The sequence below is a fragment of the Echinicola salinicaeni genome (assembly GCF_014280965.1).
In the GTDB taxonomy this organism is placed as follows: Bacteria; Bacteroidota; Bacteroidia; order Cytophagales; family Cyclobacteriaceae; genus Echinicola; species Echinicola salinicaeni.
On sequence record NZ_JACODZ010000003.1, the window covers coordinates 125,196 to 143,240 of the forward strand.

Annotated in this window: 18 protein-coding genes; 9 read left to right on the forward strand and 9 right to left on the reverse strand. The window is 40.5% G+C overall.

Features of this window, described 5'->3' with window-relative positions; genetic code table 11:
- Positions 1-2: 2 nt before the first annotated feature.
- The 7 genes from H7U17_RS06355 to H7U17_RS06385 all read right to left on the reverse strand — a co-directional run bounded on the left by H7U17_RS06355 (position 3) and on the right by H7U17_RS06385 (position 6,694).
- On the reverse strand, positions 3-734 hold the full coding sequence (locus tag H7U17_RS06355; RefSeq protein ID WP_186755827.1) for a hypothetical protein: 732 nt from the start codon (positions 732-734) through the stop codon (positions 3-5).
- 56 nt (positions 735-790) lie between these two features.
- Entirely contained in the window at positions 791-1,216 is a 426-nt protein-coding gene (locus tag H7U17_RS06360; protein WP_186755828.1) for a hypothetical protein, read from the reverse strand.
- A gap of 289 nt (positions 1,217-1,505) precedes the next feature.
- Positions 1,506-2,189, reverse strand: coding sequence for a tRNA (5-methylaminomethyl-2-thiouridine)(34)-methyltransferase MnmD (mnmD, locus tag H7U17_RS06365; protein ID WP_186755829.1), 684 nt, complete (start codon positions 2,187-2,189; stop codon positions 1,506-1,508).
- A gap of 1 nt (position 2,190) precedes the next feature.
- The gene (gene ispF, locus H7U17_RS06370) at positions 2,191-2,676 is read right to left on the reverse strand and encodes a 2-C-methyl-D-erythritol 2,4-cyclodiphosphate synthase (RefSeq protein WP_186755830.1); all 486 of its coding nucleotides are present in this window, start codon (positions 2,674-2,676) and stop codon (positions 2,191-2,193) included.
- Between the two features lie 157 nt (positions 2,677-2,833).
- Positions 2,834-4,087, reverse strand: a complete 1,254-nt coding sequence (locus H7U17_RS06375) for a M16 family metallopeptidase (RefSeq protein ID WP_186755831.1) — start codon at positions 4,085-4,087, stop codon at positions 2,834-2,836.
- A 172-nt stretch (positions 4,088-4,259) separates the two neighbouring features.
- On the reverse strand, positions 4,260-4,457 hold the full coding sequence (locus tag H7U17_RS06380; protein WP_186755832.1) for a heavy-metal-associated domain-containing protein: 198 nt from the start codon (positions 4,455-4,457) through the stop codon (positions 4,260-4,262).
- 23 nt (positions 4,458-4,480) lie between these two features.
- Positions 4,481-6,694 (reverse strand): heavy metal translocating P-type ATPase, encoded by a 2,214-nt coding sequence (locus H7U17_RS06385; protein ID WP_186755833.1) that lies wholly within the window; start codon positions 6,692-6,694, stop codon positions 4,481-4,483.
- A 376-nt stretch (positions 6,695-7,070) separates the two neighbouring features.
- On the opposite strand from H7U17_RS06385, the gene bshC reads away from it, so the two are divergent.
- From bshC to H7U17_RS06405, 4 genes are all read left to right on the forward strand, one after another.
- Positions 7,071-8,645 (forward strand): bacillithiol biosynthesis cysteine-adding enzyme BshC, encoded by a 1,575-nt coding sequence (gene bshC / locus H7U17_RS06390; protein ID WP_186755834.1) that lies wholly within the window; start codon positions 7,071-7,073, stop codon positions 8,643-8,645.
- Positions 8,629-9,204 (forward strand): 5-formyltetrahydrofolate cyclo-ligase, encoded by a 576-nt coding sequence (locus H7U17_RS06395; protein ID WP_186755835.1) that lies wholly within the window; start codon positions 8,629-8,631, stop codon positions 9,202-9,204. The genes bshC and H7U17_RS06395 overlap by 17 nt, the downstream gene beginning before the upstream one ends.
- A gap of 29 nt (positions 9,205-9,233) precedes the next feature.
- On the forward strand, positions 9,234-9,719 hold the full coding sequence (locus H7U17_RS06400; protein ID WP_186755836.1) for a hypothetical protein: 486 nt from the start codon (positions 9,234-9,236) through the stop codon (positions 9,717-9,719).
- Between the two features lie 97 nt (positions 9,720-9,816).
- Positions 9,817-10,941: a sugar phosphate isomerase/epimerase family protein gene (locus tag H7U17_RS06405; RefSeq protein ID WP_186755837.1), complete on the forward strand. Its 1,125-nt coding sequence runs from the start codon at positions 9,817-9,819 to the stop codon at positions 10,939-10,941.
- Between the two features lie 54 nt (positions 10,942-10,995).
- Here H7U17_RS06405 and H7U17_RS20615 read toward each other — a convergent pair whose 3' ends face one another.
- Positions 10,996-11,184, reverse strand: a complete 189-nt coding sequence (locus H7U17_RS20615) for a hypothetical protein (protein ID WP_226335468.1) — start codon at positions 11,182-11,184, stop codon at positions 10,996-10,998.
- A 122-nt stretch (positions 11,185-11,306) separates the two neighbouring features.
- On the opposite strand from H7U17_RS20615, the gene H7U17_RS06410 reads away from it, so the two are divergent.
- From H7U17_RS06410 to H7U17_RS06430, 5 genes are all read left to right on the forward strand, one after another.
- Entirely contained in the window at positions 11,307-12,752 is a 1,446-nt protein-coding gene (locus H7U17_RS06410) for a BatD family protein (RefSeq protein WP_186755838.1), read from the forward strand.
- Entirely contained in the window at positions 12,752-13,834 is a 1,083-nt protein-coding gene (aroC, locus tag H7U17_RS06415; RefSeq protein WP_186755839.1) for a chorismate synthase, read from the forward strand. The genes H7U17_RS06410 and aroC overlap by 1 nt, the downstream gene beginning before the upstream one ends.
- Before the next feature lie 18 nt (positions 13,835-13,852).
- Entirely contained in the window at positions 13,853-15,184 is a 1,332-nt protein-coding gene (locus H7U17_RS06420; protein ID WP_186755840.1) for a dicarboxylate/amino acid:cation symporter, read from the forward strand.
- Positions 15,185-15,253: 69 nt separating this feature from the next.
- Positions 15,254-15,838, forward strand: coding sequence for a NifU family protein (locus tag H7U17_RS06425; RefSeq protein WP_186755841.1), 585 nt, complete (start codon positions 15,254-15,256; stop codon positions 15,836-15,838).
- Positions 15,839-15,912: 74 nt separating this feature from the next.
- Complete coding sequence (locus H7U17_RS06430) at positions 15,913-17,004, forward strand: DUF3810 domain-containing protein (protein ID WP_230981293.1); 1,092 nt, start codon at positions 15,913-15,915, stop codon at positions 17,002-17,004.
- Positions 17,005-17,010: 6 nt separating this feature from the next.
- Here the strand turns inward: H7U17_RS06430 and H7U17_RS06435 are convergent, their stop codons facing one another.
- Complete coding sequence (locus tag H7U17_RS06435; protein ID WP_186755842.1) at positions 17,011-17,934, reverse strand: DMT family transporter; 924 nt, start codon at positions 17,932-17,934, stop codon at positions 17,011-17,013.
- Positions 17,935-18,045: the final 111 nt, after the last annotated feature.

Consider the following 18,045-nt stretch of genomic DNA (forward strand, 5'->3'; position numbering starts at 1 on the left):
GCTCAATTATGCTTTTGTTCAGGGTGTTTCATAAAGTCCCATCTTTTGAAATTCTTGTCTTCTGGGAAAAAATGGAGTATGCCATCATAGGTATAGTCCAATTGAAAATTGGAATTGGCATTACTAAAAACAAGGACATTATTACTTAGCGAATAATTGAATGTTTCATTATTGTTGTTGGCCTGTTTTGAGAGAAAACTAACTAGCTGAGAGCTTATTTTTACGGTATTGTTCTCCATAAAATGAAAGGCTATGCCCTGGGTAAGCTCATCCCTGTATCTTCTGATGGTATCCAGATTGGCATGCGGATGTCTTTCATAACTGACAATACTGTATTTTCCAGTCAAATCAAGATTAAGTTGTTTAAAGTAGAGTTGGGTATTGTCTTGGATATCAATCCGCAATAAGCTGTCCTGGTCAAAACTAAGGACAAATTTTTCCTTATAGTTGTTGTTTTGTAGGCTTAGCTTATTTCCTGTCAGTTGGTATTTAAAATGATCATTATCAAAAAAGTGTTGGCCTATATTCTTATTCCCTTCGAAAATAAGGGAATCTTGACCTTTTACCAGCAGTACACCGCTACTGATATCCAAATCTTTGAGTGTGGTATTACCTTCTTTGACTATTTTTTTCAAAAGATAATAGCCTTCCTCCAGCTGCTGGGATTCTTTAGTCTGGCAAGATAAAATCAATAAAGAGGAGATGATGAGAAGTGCGGTTTTTGAGGAGGTCATAATTTGGATTTAAATAATGAAAAGAACAAATTGGGTTTTGCTTTTATTGGTCAAGATTAATTCAGGGTCCACTGATCCTTATTCTTCTCCAAGGACATGGTCACCATTTCTGCTTGATTATCAAGGTTCAAATAATATAGTAGGTCAATCTTGTTTTTTGATTTGTTGACGTCAAAGGAAATACTGTCTATATGAAGGGATTCTGTATTTTTTAGATTGATCTTCCTTTCAAAGTCGGATTTACCAATGACTTTGTGGATATCATCCTCGAGTCCAATAAAGGAAATCTTATTTTCTAGCATAAAACCCCTGGCAAAAGAAAACTTTACGCTTTTATATTTGGACTGATTTGCAAATCTGTACTCGACACCATCGATATTTTTTTCTTTGATCTTTACTGAATTTTTCTCAGAATAAGAAACTCCACATGCAGTGAAGACGAGGGTTGTAAAACTGATAAAAAGTAATGTTCTTTTGGTCATTGTCTATAAATCGGTTCAATGATATGTCAAATGCATAGTTCGAGATATCAAATGGCATGACCATTATAGCTATTTAAAAGTGTTGGTAACTAATGGTTTATGCTGTTGAGTAAATGATACGAAACCTAAAACTAAGGATTTGGTATAAATAAAAAAATACCCCATGTGGGGTATATTTCTGAGATCCTAAAATTTTCTTTTTTCAATAGGAGCAAAATGCCCTTTAAATGGATGTTTGTCCTAAATTACTTGGGGATTTAGATCGTAAAAAACAATAACAGTTTAAGGATCAGATTTTTGTTCCTCGGATCATTTCTTTTTTACCTGGAGGGCCAGGTAAAGTTTCTACCTGAAGTCCCAGTTCAGCCAAGTCTCTTTTGAGCTGACCTTTGGCACAATAGGTAACAAATACACCTCCAGGATTCATGGCGTCCACTACTTTTTTGAGCAGCTCTTTTGACCATAGCTCAGGTTGTTTGCTTGGCGCAAAGGCATCAAAGAAGACCACATCTGTGGGGTAAAGTTTTACTTCCTCCAAAGTGGTTTTATCCTTTTTCATATTGAAGTAAGGTGTTACAGCATCTCCTTTGTCCCATTCAGCCTTATGCAATTCTTCAAAATAGCCTTTATAATGGCTGATTTCCTCATCTATCGAAGTATAATTTAACTTGGTATAGATGTCTTCTGGAATAGGGAAAGGCTCAATGGTGTGATAAAGCATAGGGAGTTTGTTTTGCTCTGCCCATACCAATGCTAGCCAGGCATTCAGTCCTGTGCCAAAGCCCACCTCAAAAATGCGTATGGGCTGTTTACCGTGGTTATGCATGAACCAATGGTCCAAGCCATAGAGAAAGAAAACATGGATAGATTCCCTGTAGGCACCATGAAAGGAATGATAAGTTTCATTCAATTCAGGTACATAAAGTGAATGTGAGCCATCCTCCGTTTCTATGAGTTTGATTTCTCTGTCCATCTTAACTGTTTTTGTAAATCAATGCTACACAATAGGCAGAAACGCCTTCTTGTCTACCCACAAATCCTAATTTTTCTGTGGTGGTGGCTTTAATGGAAACATTGTTTTCCGGAATTTCCATCACCTCAGCCAAGCAGGTTTTGATGCTGTCAATATGTGGGTTTACCTTGGGTAGTTGTAGGCAAACAGTGGTGTCCAGATTGCCAATTTCATAGCCTTCTTTACGGATAAGCTTCATGACTTCCCTAAGTAAAATCTTACTATCTATGCCCTTGTATTGCGGGTCTTGGTCAGAAAAATGATAGCCAATATCCCGTAGGTTGGCAGCTCCAAGAAGTGCATCGCAGATGACATGAATCAATACATCAGCGTCAGAATGCCCCACGGCACCTTTGGTATGTTCTAGTTTAATGCCCCCCAGCCAGAAGTCATAACCTTCCTGCAATTGGTGAACATCATATCCAAATCCAATTCTAAAGTTATTCATGCGGTGAAGATAATGCTTTTACTTTAGATTTTAGGCAATGGGTGATTTTGTCTAAGCACGGCCTAAAAGGCCAATTGTGAATTCAGGATAGGAATTGCAGCTTTGGTCCAGCAGCTCAGCCTGTAGTCCTCTATAAGGTTAAGCCTGGGAATTAATTTTAAGCTTGGCTTTCGCTGTTATTGCTTTTATAATAAAGTACAGAGGCATTTTCCTCACAAATAAACTTTTTGGCTGCTGCAGTGATTTGATCGGCAGTGATTTTTGTCTTCTTATCGTATTCTATTTGATACAGATCAGGACTGCCCAGTTGGGTATAATAGGCAAGGTTCATGGCCCTATTCATCAGCTGAATGGATTCATAGGTCTTCATCGCTTCAGCTTGGTTTTTAACCTTTTCTAATGTTTCTGAAGAGATCGGGGTTTCAATAAATTCCTGTACTACTTCGTCCAATATTTTTTCTGCTTCTTCGGCAGTTTTCCCTTTTTCCATTTTTCCAGTAAAGATCATTAATCCCGGGTCTATGGAACCCAGCACATAGGCATTACAGGAGGCAAACACATCAGTGTTTTTTACCAGCTTTTGTTCCAATAGGGATGATCGGCCGAAGCCCAGAATGTCGGTAATCAAATCACATTCCAAATAGCCTTCCTGAAGTCTGCCTGGTACATGGTAGGCTTTGTATAAGGTGTCTGTGGGTACATCCGCAAAATGAGTTTGCGCTCTTTTTGCCTGCTGCGCACATTCTACAGGGATTGTTTTGGCCTTTTTACCTGATGGAGGAATTGGGCCAAACCATTTCTTGGCCATTTCAAGAATGTCTTCACTGTCCACATCACCAGCTACTACCAAGATGGCGTTATTGGGAGCATAATGTTGCTGGTAAAAAGAACGGATGTCTTTTTCTGTAAATCCTTCTATATCGGCAATTTCAGCTCCAATAGTAGGCCATTGATAAGGGTGGCTTTTATAACAAAGCTTCCTCAGCAGGTGCATGGCATCCCCATAAGGTTGGTTGAGATACCTTTGCTTGAATTCCTCGATGACCACCTTACGCTGGGTTTCAATGGTCTTTTTGCTGAGGTTTAATTGCAGCATCCTATCAGACTCCAGCCAAAAAGCAGTTTCTATATTGGTGGCTGGCAGGGTGATGAAATAATTGGTAATATCAGTATTGGTGAAGGCATTACATTCCCCTCCTACCCTTTCCAAGGCGCCGTCAAAGCTGGGCACATTTTTAGAACCTCCAAACATCAGGTGTTCAAAATAATGGGCCAGTCCAGTTTTTCCAGCTATTTCATTTCTGGACCCTACTTTATAAATGATATTGCTAACTGCCATCTTGCTGCTATGGTCTTCATGGACCAAAAGGTGTAAGCCGTTATCTAATATAAAATGCTCGTAATTAATCATAGGTTGGGTGCTGTCACTTTCGAAAAACCCCTTCGGAATCAAACGTGGTTGAATTTCTGAATGAAAATGCTGATGCTAAATATATAATGCACAAAACAACTGTCAACAATAAATTAGAACAGTTGTCTTGCGCAAAGCTAATAAAATCTGGGTAAAGGTTACCGAAGATTAATCAAATCGATTCTCCATGATAGCCAGCAGCCTCCAGAGCGGCTTTTATTTCTTTTTCGTTGGCTTCACCATCAGCCGTCAATATCCGGTCAGGATGACTTAGGTCTACTTTCCATTCGGTTTTGGGAAGTGCATCAAGTTTTGGACTTACTGTTGCTACACATGCACTACATTTTATATTGGTTTTAAGCTTGATCATTTTTTATTTTTTTAAGGTTTAAATTATCTATTTAAGCGTAAACTATTGGTAACTACGGACACAGAACTCATGGCCATAGCTGCCCCTGCTATCATGGGGTTTAACAGGAAGCCAAAAGCCGGGTAAAGCACCCCCGCGGCGATTGGGATGCCTATAATATTATAAATGAAGGCCCAGAATAGGTTTTGACGAATGGTTTTGACTGTCTTTTTGGTTAAAACCAACATTTGGGGAATTTGTTGTAAGTCAGAATGGATGAGGGTGACTTTGGCCACATCCATGGCAATGTCTGTTCCCTTGCCCATGGCAATGCTCATGTCTGCCAATGCCAATGCCTCACTGTCATTGATACCATCTCCCACCATGGCCACGGTTTTTCCTTTTTCTTGCAGGGCTTTTAAATATAGGCCTTTGTCTTCAGGGAGCATTTTTGCTTTATATTGGCTGATGCCTACTTTTTTTGCTAATGATGCAGCAGTCTTTTCTTGGTCACCTGTAAGCATATGCACTTCCATTCCCATTTCCTTCAGCTGTGCTATGGCCTTGGCCGATCGCTCCTTGATTTGGTCCGTAATGCTGATGACTGCAATGAATTGATCATCCTTGGAAAAATAAACTACAATATTTCCCATTCCCAATTGCTTGTTTTCAAAAGCTTCCATCCAGCCATTTGGTTTCGCGCCGAGAGAAAGAAGCCAGTCCTTTTGTCCGATAGCATAATGGCTGCTATCGCTGGTGCCTGAAACTCCTTTTCCTGTATGAGACTGGAAATTGTCCAAGGGATATTTTTTGTGCTTTTTGTTTAAATATTGGACTACGGCATCAGCCAAGGGGTGCTCGCTTTCTGACTCTATGGCCAGTAAAGTGCCGAGTTCCTTCTCTTTATTGGCCAGTTTTGGGGCCAATAATATTTCTTGAACGGTAGGCTTTCCGGCAGTAATAGTGCCCGTTTTGTCCAAAATAATGGTGTCGACCTTAGGCCCTATCTCCAGACTTTCGGCATCTTTGATCAAAATTCCCATGGACGCTCCCTTGCCTATTCCAGCCATAATAGCTGTCGGGGTTGCCAATCCCAGCGCACAGGGACAAGCTATAACCAGCACTGTGATAAAGGCCAACATTCCATGTAGCCAAGCATCTTCAATACCACTAAATCCCCACACCAGTGCGGCCAATATGCCGATGCTGATCACAACAGGGACGAAAATAGCCGTAATTTGATCCACCAATTTTTGGACGGGGGCTTTGGATCCTTGGGCTTCTTTTATCCTTTGGATGATCTGGGAAAGGAAGGTGTCCTCTCCTGCTTTTTCCACTTCAAATTTGATGCTGCCTGTTTGGTTGATGGTGCCAGCAAAGACCTGATCGCCCTTTTGCTTGTCCACAGGAATCGGTTCTCCTGTTAACATACTTTCATCTACATGGCTGTTTCCTGAGATGATCTTTCCATCCAATGGGATTTTTTGACCAGGTTTGACCAGGACAAGTGCACCTTCATGAACCTCGGAAGTTTTTTTGATTTGCTCATTTCCAGCACTGATCACTATAACTTCATCAGGTTGGAGCCCCATCAATTTTTTAAGGGCCTGTCCAGTGCCTGCTTTAGCACCTGATTCTAACATCCTACCTAGTAGGATGAAAAAGATGATGACTGCTGCGGCTTCATAGTACACATGGGGGCTAATTCCCTTTTGGCTTAGCCATTCAGGGAAAAAGGTATTGAAAGAGCTATAAAGATAAGCTACCCCTGTACTTATGGCCACCAGGGTATCCATATTGGCCTTTTTGTGCTTAAGTTGGCGCAGGGCATTGATGAAAAACTGTTTGCCAAAGATAAATAATACAGGTGTTGTCAGGGCCCACATGATATAATTGCCATAGGGGATTTCATGAAAGAACATGCCAATGACAAAAACTGGGAAAGCCAATATCCCTGAAGCAATGGTGTTTTTCTTAAGGTTTTTATATGCCTTTAATTGAATAGCTTCTAGGTCCTTTTCTTCTATTTCATCAATGATAATGTCGTATCCTGTATCCCTAACTGCCTTTTGGATGGTCTTTGGGTCAGCATTTCTTTCCAATTCAAGGATGGCAGTATGATTGGCGAAATTGACATTTACTGCGTTCACACCTTTTTGCTTTTTTAAGGTGTCTTCTATGGAAGTGGCGCAGGCTGCACAGCTCATGCCTGTAACCGGCCACTCACTTTTTTTTGCCTTTGATTTATTTGTGGACATCTTTTTCTTCTTTTGTTGACATAAAATTAGCTAGAATGATACTATGCTTATTTATACAATTTTTGAAATGATTAAACAGGTGAGGGAAATCGCTTTTATAAACTATCAGTAAAGTGGTATCAGTCAGAGCTGATCGGTCTGACCAACAGGTAGAATCGAAGGTCAGAAAATGGGCCTCGACTCCCTGTCCTCAGGAAGGCGGGGCTCGGCCTGACACCTAGCTACTGTAATTAAATAATATCAATAGTTAAAAGCTGTTTCCCTGAAACAGGGTGATGCTTATTCATGAATTCACAAAAAAATCCCGAACTTTAAAGCCTTGTTTCTAGTTTAACAACACAAAACCATAAATTGCCAAGCAAAATCTTTTAGACTCATGATGAAATCCACCCTTGAACCGGAGTGTACCGGTCAATTTTCACCATTGTTTATTGACTATATACGAAAAGACGAAAAACTTCGTCCTTTTTATAATCAATATCCGAGCTTGGAAAATTTTGAATCAATTATTCAGGAGAGGGAGTTTGACCAAGGAAAGAGAAGGGTGCTCAAAGAGGCTTTGGAAAAACAATATGAGGGATTTGACTTGACTGATAAAGTCCTGGAGCATATTCAGTCAGTAGCAGAAAACAAGACATTTACGGTGACTACAGGCCACCAACTAAACCTCTTCACAGGTCCGCTGTATTTTATATATAAAATAGTTTCTACCATTAATTTGGCGGAGAAACTTCAACAAGCCTATCCTGATTTTAATTTTGTTCCGGTTTATTGGATGGCAACGGAGGATCATGATTTTGAGGAAATCAATCACTTTACATACGAGGGCAAAAAGTATAGCTGGAATTCTGCGCAAAAGGGGGCAGTGGGAGATTTTAATTTGGATGCGGAATTACAGGGGCTATTGAAGGAATTAAGCTTTGCGCCGGATTTCTTTAAGCGGGCTTATACGGAAAAGGGAAATTTAGCTCAGGCTGTAAGATATTATGTGAATTACCTCTTTGGAGAGAAAGGATTGGTTATTGTGGATGGTCATGACACTGCTCTTAAGAAAGTATTTACGCCAGTCATCAAGGATGATTTAAAATTTAATAGCGCCAACGATCTGGTAAATGAGCAGACAGGCAATTTGGAAAAACTGGGTTATAAGAGCCAGGTATTTCCTAGGGAGATTAACTTTTTCTATTTGGAAAAAGGGGTTCGATCTAGAATTGTAAAAACCAAGGAAGGTTTTGAGATATTGGATACTGGTGAGCAGATCAAGGAAGATGTGATGTTGGACCTGGTGGAGGCCTATCCCGAAAGGTTTAGTCCCAATGTGGTTTTAAGGCCCTTATACCAGGAATATATATTGCCTAATATCGCATATTTGGGAGGGCCGGCAGAAGTGGCCTACTGGCTGCAATTGAAACTGGTCTTCGACCACTACCACACAGATTATCCGGTAGTGATGCCTCGGAATTTTGCGATGATCTTGAATTCAAATGCCCAGAGAAAGGTGAGAACTCTTGGGCTGAGCCAGACTGAAATTTTTCAGGATTTTGATCTTTGGAAAAAGGAATATGTACGTCAGCACTCCCAGTCCGATTTGGATTTGAAAAAGGAAAAAGAAGCATTGAAGGCCATTTTTGAAAATATGGGTGAGGAGGCATCTGAAATAGATGCTACGCTCAAGCCTTCCTCTGAAGCTGCCAAGACTCGTGCATTAAAAGTACTTGAACACTTCGGCAAAAAGCTGAGAAAAGCAGAAGAGAGAAATTTGGAGACGGCCTTGAGACAGATGCAGGATTTGAAGGGACTATTATTTCCTGGTGGAACAGCCCAGGAAAGAAAGAATAATTTTTTGGAGTTTTATCTTGAGGATAATGACTTCATAGCCTCGCTGTATGAGCATTTTGATCCATTGGATTTTAACTTTATTATCTTGGAACAAGATGGAAGGAAAAGCTGAGCTGAGAAAACGCTATAAGGAGAAGAGAAAGTCCCTAGGTCCTGTAAAAAGGGCAGAATACTCCCGGAAAATAGTCGATCAGGTACAAAAATATCTAGAGGCCCAAAATAGATTTCAACATTTTCATCTATTTTTACCTATTGAAAAGCTATTTGAGATAGACACTTTTCTGTTGTTGGAATCTTTAATAAAAGAAGGGAAGCAAGTTTATACTTCTATTTCAGATTTTGATTCGGGAAATTTGATGTCTGTGAAAATAGATTCAAAAACTAACTTTATATTGGATGAATGGGGGATACCCGTACCAAATGAATATGAGAAAGTCGGGGATGAAGTACTTGAAGTAGTGTTTGTGCCACTATTGGCATATGATTTGAATGGTAACCGTATTGGATATGGAAAAGGCTTTTATGATAAGTTTTTATCAGGACTATCTTCTAAGGTACTAAAAATTGGCTTGTCCTTTTTCCTTCCAGAGGTATCCATTGAAGCCAAAGAAGAACATGATGTTGCTTTGGATCTATGCATTTTACCGGGCGGAATTATTGAATTTAAATAAACCATCTATTTCACTAAATTTTATTTGATATGTTAAAAAAAGCGATTGTAGCCATTGTTGCGGTATTCGTTATGGTTATTGTTCAAGAGTCTGAAGCACAGACTTATAGTACTGGGGTTGGGCTCAGGGCTGGTGTAACCAATGGATTATCTGTAAAACAATTTTTGACTTATGATGCAGCAGTTGAGGGTATAATCCATACACGTTGGAAGGGACTTTTGATAACTGGTCTTTATGAAGTTCACAAGGATGTTCGTGAGATACAGGGTTTAAAATGGTTTTATGGTGGCGGTGCCCATTTGGGAACATGGGGCAAAAAGACCAATCCTCCATTTGATTCAGATGACACTGAATACACCGTTTTCGGTATAGATGGGATTATTGGTTTGGATTATAAGTTCATAGACGCTCCAATCAACCTTTCTTTGGATTATAAGCCAGCCTATAACTTTACCAATGGGGTGACCTGGTGGGGAGATGAATTGGCGCTTTCCATTCGTTTCACCTTTAACTAATTGTTGGTGATTTTAAATATTAAAGGCAAATGTCAAAGGGCATTTGCCTTTGTTTTTTAATTTAGTAGAGTAACCATTAAGATTAATAAGAGATAATATGAACAATCCGATTTGGATCATGACCTCAGCCTTTGACCAGTTGAGTTTGGATGAGGTTATCAGCAAAGCAAAGGAAACTGGGGTACAAGGACTGGATGTATGTGTATTTAGAAAGGATGGCACCAGGGATGATTTTGTGGCCACCCATATGGACTATGACAATTTCAGCTTAGACAGTGCCAAAGCAACTTTAGGGAAATTTAACGATGCGAAACTGCGCCTGTCTTTAGGGGCCTTTGATAATTTAATCGGAGGAGATCCTGGCCAGAGAATTAAAAATCAAAATCATTTGCTCAAGTTGATCCGCATGGCTCACCTTTTGGGCGGAGATGCCAATGATATCAAGGTAGGGACATTTGTTGGTTATAACCATGAATTGGGAAATGAGGAGAATGGTTTTGAGAAAAATCTGGAAGAGTATGCGAAGGTTTTCGGACCAATTATTAAATACGCAGAAGATCTAGGGGTAACTGTTTTATATGAAAATTGCCCCATGGAAGGTTGGAGGGCTGCTGGATATACAGGGACTTTCAATAACCTACCAGGGGTGCTGGCCGCTAGGAAGTTGATGTACGCCATGATACCGAGCAAGGCCCATGGTGAAATATATGATCCTTCTCATGATGTTTGGCAACATACAGATCCCGTGGAGGTGATCAAAAATACAGATATGGATAGGCTGAAGCGTATTCATGTGAAATCCACCAGGAACAATGCAGATCCATTTTGGGGTAATATGTATCCTACCCAGTGGGTAGATGCTGAATTGGCCAAAAAGGCTGGAGTGCCTCATCCTCAAAACGAATGGGACAGGCATCATTATGAAGCAACTTTGCCAGGCTTTGGTGTGGGCGATAGCATGGATTGGAGAAAATTTATCAATACCCTTCAGGAAAGAGGCTTTTCAGGTCCTTTTGAGATTGAGAATGAAGCTGGACTATCCAAAGGTACGGGCAATATGGCTGCCATTATGCAAGGGTATAAAGCCACTGTATTGAACTTGAGTCCTTTGCTTTGGCCATTGACGGATAATGGGTATCAATATCCGGAAGAAGGTTTTAAGGAAATGAATGCCTTAGCTTCTAAGGATATTCCTGTGGTGACTATGGATGATTTGAGATAATAGATTAAAAAGTAATGATATAAAGAAGCCCCGCTTTGGCGGGGCTATATTTTTCTAGGCGAGTTTTACAAAATATTTATTCAGTACAGATAAATAAATTTTTGAAAACGTCTTATAACACCAAACTTTTAGTTCCTGAACCTCAGAGGGTACAAGCATATTGAGGCCCTTTCTTAACTCTTTCTCGAAAAGCTTTTTGTCAAAACTCACCTTCAATAAAATGGTTTTAACATATTCAATCATGGCTCATTTGGTTTTAAATTATGTTAAACAATACTAAATTCAATACGACAACACGACTAATTTGTTGCGTTTAAAATATACTCGTTAATTTGCGTTCATTATTAAAAGCAGCACATGTGTCTATGAAAAGAACGAAACTTTACCTCAATCTAGTATTTCTAAGTGCAATGTTGGTTTCAAAAGCATTTGCACAGGATATCAAAGTTGATTTTGGTCCAGAAGAGATAGGGTTGAATGAAACGTTCAGTATAAAAATAACGATTTCGGATGAAAAAATAAAGTCCTATGATCAATTCCCTGAAATCCCGGGGTTTCAGAAGCAGGGGATTTCCCAGTCTTCTTCCATGAATGTGATCAATGGACAGATGAGCAGTACCAATAGTATTGTTCAGTATTACCGTCCTACCAAAAAAGGGCAGTTTTTGCTTCCGGATTTTACTTTGCAGATCAATGGACAGCCTGTTTCAGCTCAGGGAATGACCATTACGGTTACGGATGCGAGCCAAAATCAACAAAGGCAACGTTCGCGAGATCCTTTTGATGATTTCTTTGGCAGGACCGAGCAGGAACCTCAAGAGTTTGTCGAAATTGATGACGAGGCCTTTTTCTCAATGAATGTGAACAAGGATGAGATCTATTTGGGAGAAGGTTTCAATGTAAGTTTGGCCTTTTATATGTCAGCATCCAATCAGGCTCCTTTTGATTTTTATGAGCCAGGGAAACAGCTGGAGGAGATTGTAAAGAAGATCAAGCCTACCAGTGCATGGGAGGAAAATTTTAATATTACCAATATCCAGCCTGAAAGGGTGACCATTGATGGGAAGAATTGGACGCGTTTTAAAGTGTATGAAGCTACTTTCTATCCTTTTAATGTGGGTGAGGTAGAATTGCCACAGGTAGCCTGGGAAATGATCAAATATAAGGTGGCAAAGAACCCGACCTTTTTTGGGAATAACAGGCAACAGGATTTCAAGACCTTTTATACTTCTGCCAAAACGGTAAAGGTGAAGCCATTGCCGCCACATCCTTTGAAAAATGAGGTGAGCGTTGGGAATTTCAGGTTGAGAGAAAATTTTAAATCCAAGAAAATCGAAACCGGTGAGGGGGTGACTTATGATTTTGGGATTGTGGGAGACGGAAATATCAGTGCCATCAAGGCTCCACGTAAAATGAACATCAATAAACTGAACACTTATGACCCAAATGAGCGACAGCAAATTAACCGTGGAAGAGGGCGGGTAACAGGTATCAAGCAGTTTGAATATTATATTACCATCAATGAACCAGGCAAGGTGGACTTGAAGGATCATTTTGAATGGATTTACTTCAATACTGCGCGTGAAACTTATGATACTTTGCGTCCACAGGCGGTCCTGGAAGTGGTAGGAGAAAGTAAAATTAACCAGTCCATTTCCTCTACCCGATTGGGCGGAATATACGATTTAATCGAACTTGAGGACAATAAGCTTTTAAACCAACGATATAAGTATTATTTTTCGACTTTTATCAATATACTACTGGTCGGCGCAGTAATTCTGCTTGCCGTACTGATTATGAAAAAGAGGTAATGGGTAATTCATTCGGAAAAGTATTTAAGATTAGCACCTTTGGTGAATCGCACGGAAAAGGGCTAGGAGTTATAATTGATGGTTGTCCGGCAGGGCTTCCAATTGATGAGGATTTTATCAGGCAGGAGCTTCAAAGAAGGAAGCCCGGCCAATCGAAGATCACCACACAACGTAAGGAAGAAGATGAATGTCAGATCCTATCGGGGGTATTTGAAGGGAAAAGTACTGGTACGCCCATAGCGATCGTGATCATGAACACGGATCAGAAGAGTAAGGATTATTCCCATATTGCGGACAAGTACAGGCCTTCTCATGCTGATTTCACCTATCAGGAGAAATATGGTATCCGTGATTATAGAGGTGGAGGAAGAAGCAGTGCCAGAGAAACTGCAGCCAGGGTAGCAGCAGGGGCTGTGGCCAAGTTGATGCTTAAGCATTTTGGCATTGAAATCAATGCCTATGTCAGCCAAGCAGGCCATATCAAATTGGAAAAACCATATCAAGAACTTGACTTTTCCGAAATAGAAAACAATATCGTTCGCTGTCCAGATCCAAAAAAAGCGGAGGAAATGATCGAGTATATTGACTTAATAAGAAAGAACCGTGATACAGTAGGCGGCGTGGTCAGCTGTGTGGCTAAGAATGTTCCTGTAGGACTCGGAGAACCAGTTTTTGACCGTCTTCATGCCGATCTTGGTAAGGCGATGCTGAGTATCAATGCTGTGAAAGGTTTTGAATATGGTAGTGGCTTCGATGGTGTTTCCATGAAAGGTTCTGAGCATAATGATGCTTTTTATCAGGAGGGGGACAAGGTGAGAACCAAAACCAATTTCTCGGGAGGTATCCAAGGCGGTATTTCCAATGGGGAGGATATTTATTTCAGGGTTGCCTTTAAACCAGTAGCCACGATCATGAGCGACCAGGAAAGTGTCAACCAAGCGGGCGAAAGTGTTACCGTTTCCGGAAAAGGCAGACATGATCCTTGTGTAGTTCCGAGAGCTGTGCCGATTGTGGAAGCAATGGGGGCCTTGGTCCTAGCGGATTTCTTATTGTTGAATCGATTAAATAAATTGGAAGAATAGGATTTTAAACCCATCAATATGATTAAAAAGATACCCCTTCATACCCAAATTATTATTGGTCTTGTGCTAGGATTAGTGTTTGGTTTGGTGATTGTGAAAATGCAGATTTCGCCAGACTTTACGCTTGATTATATTAAACCCATAGGTACCATCTTTATCAACTCTTTGAAAATGATTGCTGTACCCTTGGTCTTGGCATCGTTGATTGTGGGGGTGTCCAATTTGGGTGATATCTCAAAATTGAGTCGGATAGGAGGTAAGACCATTATCACCTATATGCTGACTACTGTAATTGCTGTTTCGATGGGCCTAATGTTGGTCAATGTATTTGCTCCGGGAAAAAGTCTTCCGATAGAAACTAGAGAAAATCTAATGGGGCTATATGATGATGTGGTTGGAGATAAGTCGAATCAAGCTGCTCAACTTCAAGAGCAAAGCCCACTTCAGCCTTTAGTGGATATTGTCCCTCAAAATGTCTTTCACGCAGCTACAGATAATGGTGCGATGTTGCAGGTAGTGTTCTTTGCCATCATAGTGGGGATTGCATTACTGCAGATTCCTAAGGAAAAGGCCAGCTCTGTGATTGCCTTCTTTGATGGGTTGAATGATGTGATTATCAAGATTGTGGGCTATATCATGCTGATAGCGCCTTATGGGGTATTTGCATTGATGGCTTCCTTGATCGTAGAAATTGCTGGTGATAATCCTAATTCTGCTTTTGAACTCTTATATGCCTTATTGAAGTACAGCTTAGTGGTCGTTGGAGGTCTGCTTATTATGATCTTAGTAGTATATCCTAGTATACTAAAATTGTTTACCAAGGTGCCTTACAAAGATTTCTTTAAAGCCATGCGTCCGGCTCAGTTATTGGCATTCTCTACAAGTTCTAGTTCTGCTACCTTGCCGGTGACCATGAAGCAGGTGGAAGAAGAAATTGGGGTTTCTGAAGAAGTAAGCAGTTTTGTCTTGCCTTTAGGGGCCACGATTAATATGGATGGAACCAGTTTATACCAAGGTGTAGCAGCTGTGTTTATTGCCCAGGCCCTAGGGATGGACCTGAGCATCACGCAGCAGTTGATGATTGTCTTGACTGCTACTTTGGCCTCAATCGGTACAGCTGGAGTTCCTGGAGCAGGATTGATTATGCTCTTGATTGTATTGGAGTCAATCGGTGTTCCCGCAGCAGGGCTTGCCTTGATTTTAGCTCCAGATAGAATTTTGGATATGTTTAGAACAGTGGTGAATGTCACTGGGGATGCTACCGTTTGTACTGTAGTGGCCAGCACAGAGGGAGAACTGCCAGAAGGTCTTATCCGTGAGGCCAATCCATTGACGGCTGTGGAACAATAAAATTAGGCAAAACAGGAACTTATCGCTTATTTTGCTGTTTGAATTGCTAGAAAGCTAAAAATTAAAACCATGTTACAAGCGCAGAAAAAGCCAGTACATATTTATATGGAAGCAAATCCAAATCCCAATTCATTGAAATTCGTGGTGAATTTCATGTTGACGGATGATGGAGTAAGCTTTGATTATCCTGATGAGGAGAGCACTGAGAACTCCCCATTGGCCAAAGAACTATTTAATTTTGCGGCAGTGGAGAGGGTTTTTATCACCTCTAATTTTGTGACCGTTACGAAGAAGGATGATGTAGAATGGCCAGAAATTCAGGATCATATCAGAGAGCATATCAAACAATACCTTGAAGCTGGCAAACCAGCCATCAATGTAGTGTTGGATAAAGATCCACTGTTTGATGAAAATGACAGCGAAACTGTTAAGAAGATCAAGGGGATTTTGGATGAATATATCCGTCCGGCTGTGGAGCAAGATGGTGGAGCGATCATTTTCCATAGTTTCAATGAGGGAACTGTTAAGGTATTATTGCAAGGAGCATGCTCAGGCTGTCCTTCCAGTACGGTGACTTTAAAGGCTGGAATTGAGAATTTACTTACCAGAATGCTTCCTGATGAAGTTAAGACAGTAGAAGCAGAAGGTATCTAAGAGATAAATAAGAAAATTAAAGGTCATCCGCCTAGGCAGATGACCTTTTTTTGTATTATTACACTGGTATGCGCTTGGATAAAATAACAAAAGGAAATTGGACATGGGCTTTGCTTGGATTAATAGCATTGCTCATCCGTTATTTCTTTATTCAGTATCCAGAGGGTACCGAACAAATATATTCCCGAGGGATTTTTCCAGTCATCAGAAATCTTATTGACTATAGTTTTGGGAAATTCCCAGTGCCCAGTATCTATCTTTTTTTTACAGGATTGTTGGTAGCACTTTATTATTTTTGGAAAGGCTGGAGACATCAAAAGGGCTGGCTGAACAGTCTTGTTTTTACAGGGAGAAATGTGCTGAATTTTCTAGGTTTTCTGGTTTTTGCATTTCTCTTGCTATGGGGATTTAATTACCAAAGAATTCCCGTTTTTCAGCAACTGAGCTTGGAGCCCATGCCCCTTCATAAGGAGGAACTGCTTAGTGAGCTCAAGCTTACCAGGGATGATCTTCATGCCTGGCGTGCACAGATCTCTATGGATACCTCGGCATTGACGGAAACCGTCGCTTTTGGAGAGTTAGAAGATGTTGTTCGTGAAACTATAGCGGAGAAGATAGCTATGCTAGGGCTTGAATATAGTGGTAATCCCCGTACCCGGGAGTTGTATCCTGGAGGTTTTTTGAGGAAATTGGGAATATTGGGCATCTATTTCCCTTTTACAGGGGAAAGTTATATTGACCCTACTTTGCACCATTTGGAAAAACCATTTACGCTTGCACATGAGATGGCTCATAGCTGTGGGGTGACCGATGAGGGAGAGGCCAACTTCTTTGCTTGGGTGGTTTGTACCCAAAGTGATATACCTCTGCTGAACTATTCTGCCCAGCTAAGACTGATCAGTTATCAGCTTAAGGACCTTTATCGCCAAGATGTAGAGGCTTATAAATCATTTGTCAAAACTCTTGAGAAAGGAGTCCGTAATGATTTTGCGGACATTTCTGAAAACCATAAGAAGATTGAACCCTTTTCATTGGAGATTAGTAGAAAATCAAATGACTTATACTTAAAGGCCCAAGGAGTGAAGGCAGGAGTGGGCAGTTATGCCCAGCTGACCATGCTGGCTTATGCTTGGAGGAATAAGAAGGAAGAAGGAAATACTCACTAGGAATATTTAAGCCATTGCCCTGATAGTTTTTTTCTTTTTGTTTCCTATCCAAACTCCGGTGATGACTGCCAGAATTCCAATATAATGACCAGGCAATAATACTTCGCCATCAACCACTCCCCATGCAATTGCGACTATAGGAATCAGATAGGTGACCATACTTGCAAATACAGGCGAGGCAATTTTTACCAGTCCATTAAAAATGATCAAGGCAAAGGCTGTGCCCAGCACCCCTAAAATAGTCAGGTAGCCAGCAGCCAATTTAGCGCCTTCTGCATGGTTAATTTTATAGATAAAATCTGTCGCAAATAATAAATAGCCTAATGCCACTGGTAAAACCAATAGCAAGGAAATGGCGGTAATCTCCACAGGCTTGAGTTTGACAAACCAATGTTTGATGATATTGAGGTTTATGCCATAGCATACTGTTGCCAGGATCACCAAAAAGGCAAAGGCATTGATGTCTGTCAAGCCTGAGAATCCTGCACCGGCCTTTACAGTTATCAATATTAACACACCAATAAAGGCGATAATTAACCCAATACTATTTCTCGTGGTGATCCTTGCTCCAAAAAACAAGGCGCCAATGATCACTACAAATAGCGGGGTAAGGGCATTGAGTACGCCCGTGATGGAGCTGCTGATTTGAGTTTGTGCTGTGGCAAAGAGGAAGGCAGGGATAAAGCTGCCCACCATTCCTGCTATGACCAGGTTGAAGAGCTGTTTTTTGTTTAGTTTTTTTAATCTTGGGATGGATAGAGGAAGTAGCACGATGGCAGCAGAAACTATTCTATAGGCCCCTACTTCTCCAGCTGAAAATACCAATAAGCCCTTTTTGATAAGGATAAAGGAACTTCCCCAGATTAAAGAAAGAAAGGCTAATAACAGCCAGCTGCGCAAACTTTGATCGCCGGATTGGTTTTGAGTCATTATATTAGGGTTATATCTGTTGCTAAAATATTCACAAAAGTAAACTTTTCAATTAACAGCCTAGGTTAAAAATTAGTTGCCTTTTGAGAAAAATGATAGTTGAAAAAAGGA

Coding starts and splice junctions, on each gene's coding strand:
- H7U17_RS06395 (WP_186755835.1), top strand. CDS start 8,629: ATGGAAGGAAAAGCTGAGCTGAGAAAACGCTATAAGGAGAAGAGAAAG.
- bshC (WP_186755834.1), top strand. CDS start 7,071: ATGATGAAATCCACCCTTGAACCGGAGTGTACCGGTCAATTTTCACCA.
- H7U17_RS20615 (WP_226335468.1), bottom strand. CDS start 11,184: ATGATTGAATATGTTAAAACCATTTTATTGAAGGTGAGTTTTGACAAA.
- H7U17_RS06435 (WP_186755842.1), bottom strand. CDS start 17,934: ATGACTCAAAACCAATCCGGCGATCAAAGTTTGCGCAGCTGGCTGTTA.
- H7U17_RS06420 (WP_186755840.1), top strand. CDS start 13,853: ATGATTAAAAAGATACCCCTTCATACCCAAATTATTATTGGTCTTGTG.
- aroC (WP_186755839.1), top strand. CDS start 12,752: ATGGGTAATTCATTCGGAAAAGTATTTAAGATTAGCACCTTTGGTGAA.
- H7U17_RS06410 (WP_186755838.1), top strand. CDS start 11,307: ATGAAAAGAACGAAACTTTACCTCAATCTAGTATTTCTAAGTGCAATG.
- H7U17_RS06400 (WP_186755836.1), top strand. CDS start 9,234: ATGTTAAAAAAAGCGATTGTAGCCATTGTTGCGGTATTCGTTATGGTT.
- mnmD (WP_186755829.1), bottom strand. CDS start 2,189: ATGGACAGAGAAATCAAACTCATAGAAACGGAGGATGGCTCACATTCA.
- H7U17_RS06425 (WP_186755841.1), top strand. CDS start 15,254: ATGTTACAAGCGCAGAAAAAGCCAGTACATATTTATATGGAAGCAAAT.
- H7U17_RS06405 (WP_186755837.1), top strand. CDS start 9,817: ATGAACAATCCGATTTGGATCATGACCTCAGCCTTTGACCAGTTGAGT.
- H7U17_RS06360 (WP_186755828.1), bottom strand. CDS start 1,216: ATGACCAAAAGAACATTACTTTTTATCAGTTTTACAACCCTCGTCTTC.
- H7U17_RS06375 (WP_186755831.1), bottom strand. CDS start 4,087: ATGATTAATTACGAGCATTTTATATTAGATAACGGCTTACACCTTTTG.
- H7U17_RS06355 (WP_186755827.1), bottom strand. CDS start 734: ATGACCTCCTCAAAAACCGCACTTCTCATCATCTCCTCTTTATTGATT.
- H7U17_RS06385 (WP_186755833.1), bottom strand. CDS start 6,694: ATGTCCACAAATAAATCAAAGGCAAAAAAAAGTGAGTGGCCGGTTACA.
- H7U17_RS06380 (WP_186755832.1), bottom strand. CDS start 4,457: ATGATCAAGCTTAAAACCAATATAAAATGTAGTGCATGTGTAGCAACA.
- ispF (WP_186755830.1), bottom strand. CDS start 2,676: ATGAATAACTTTAGAATTGGATTTGGATATGATGTTCACCAATTGCAG.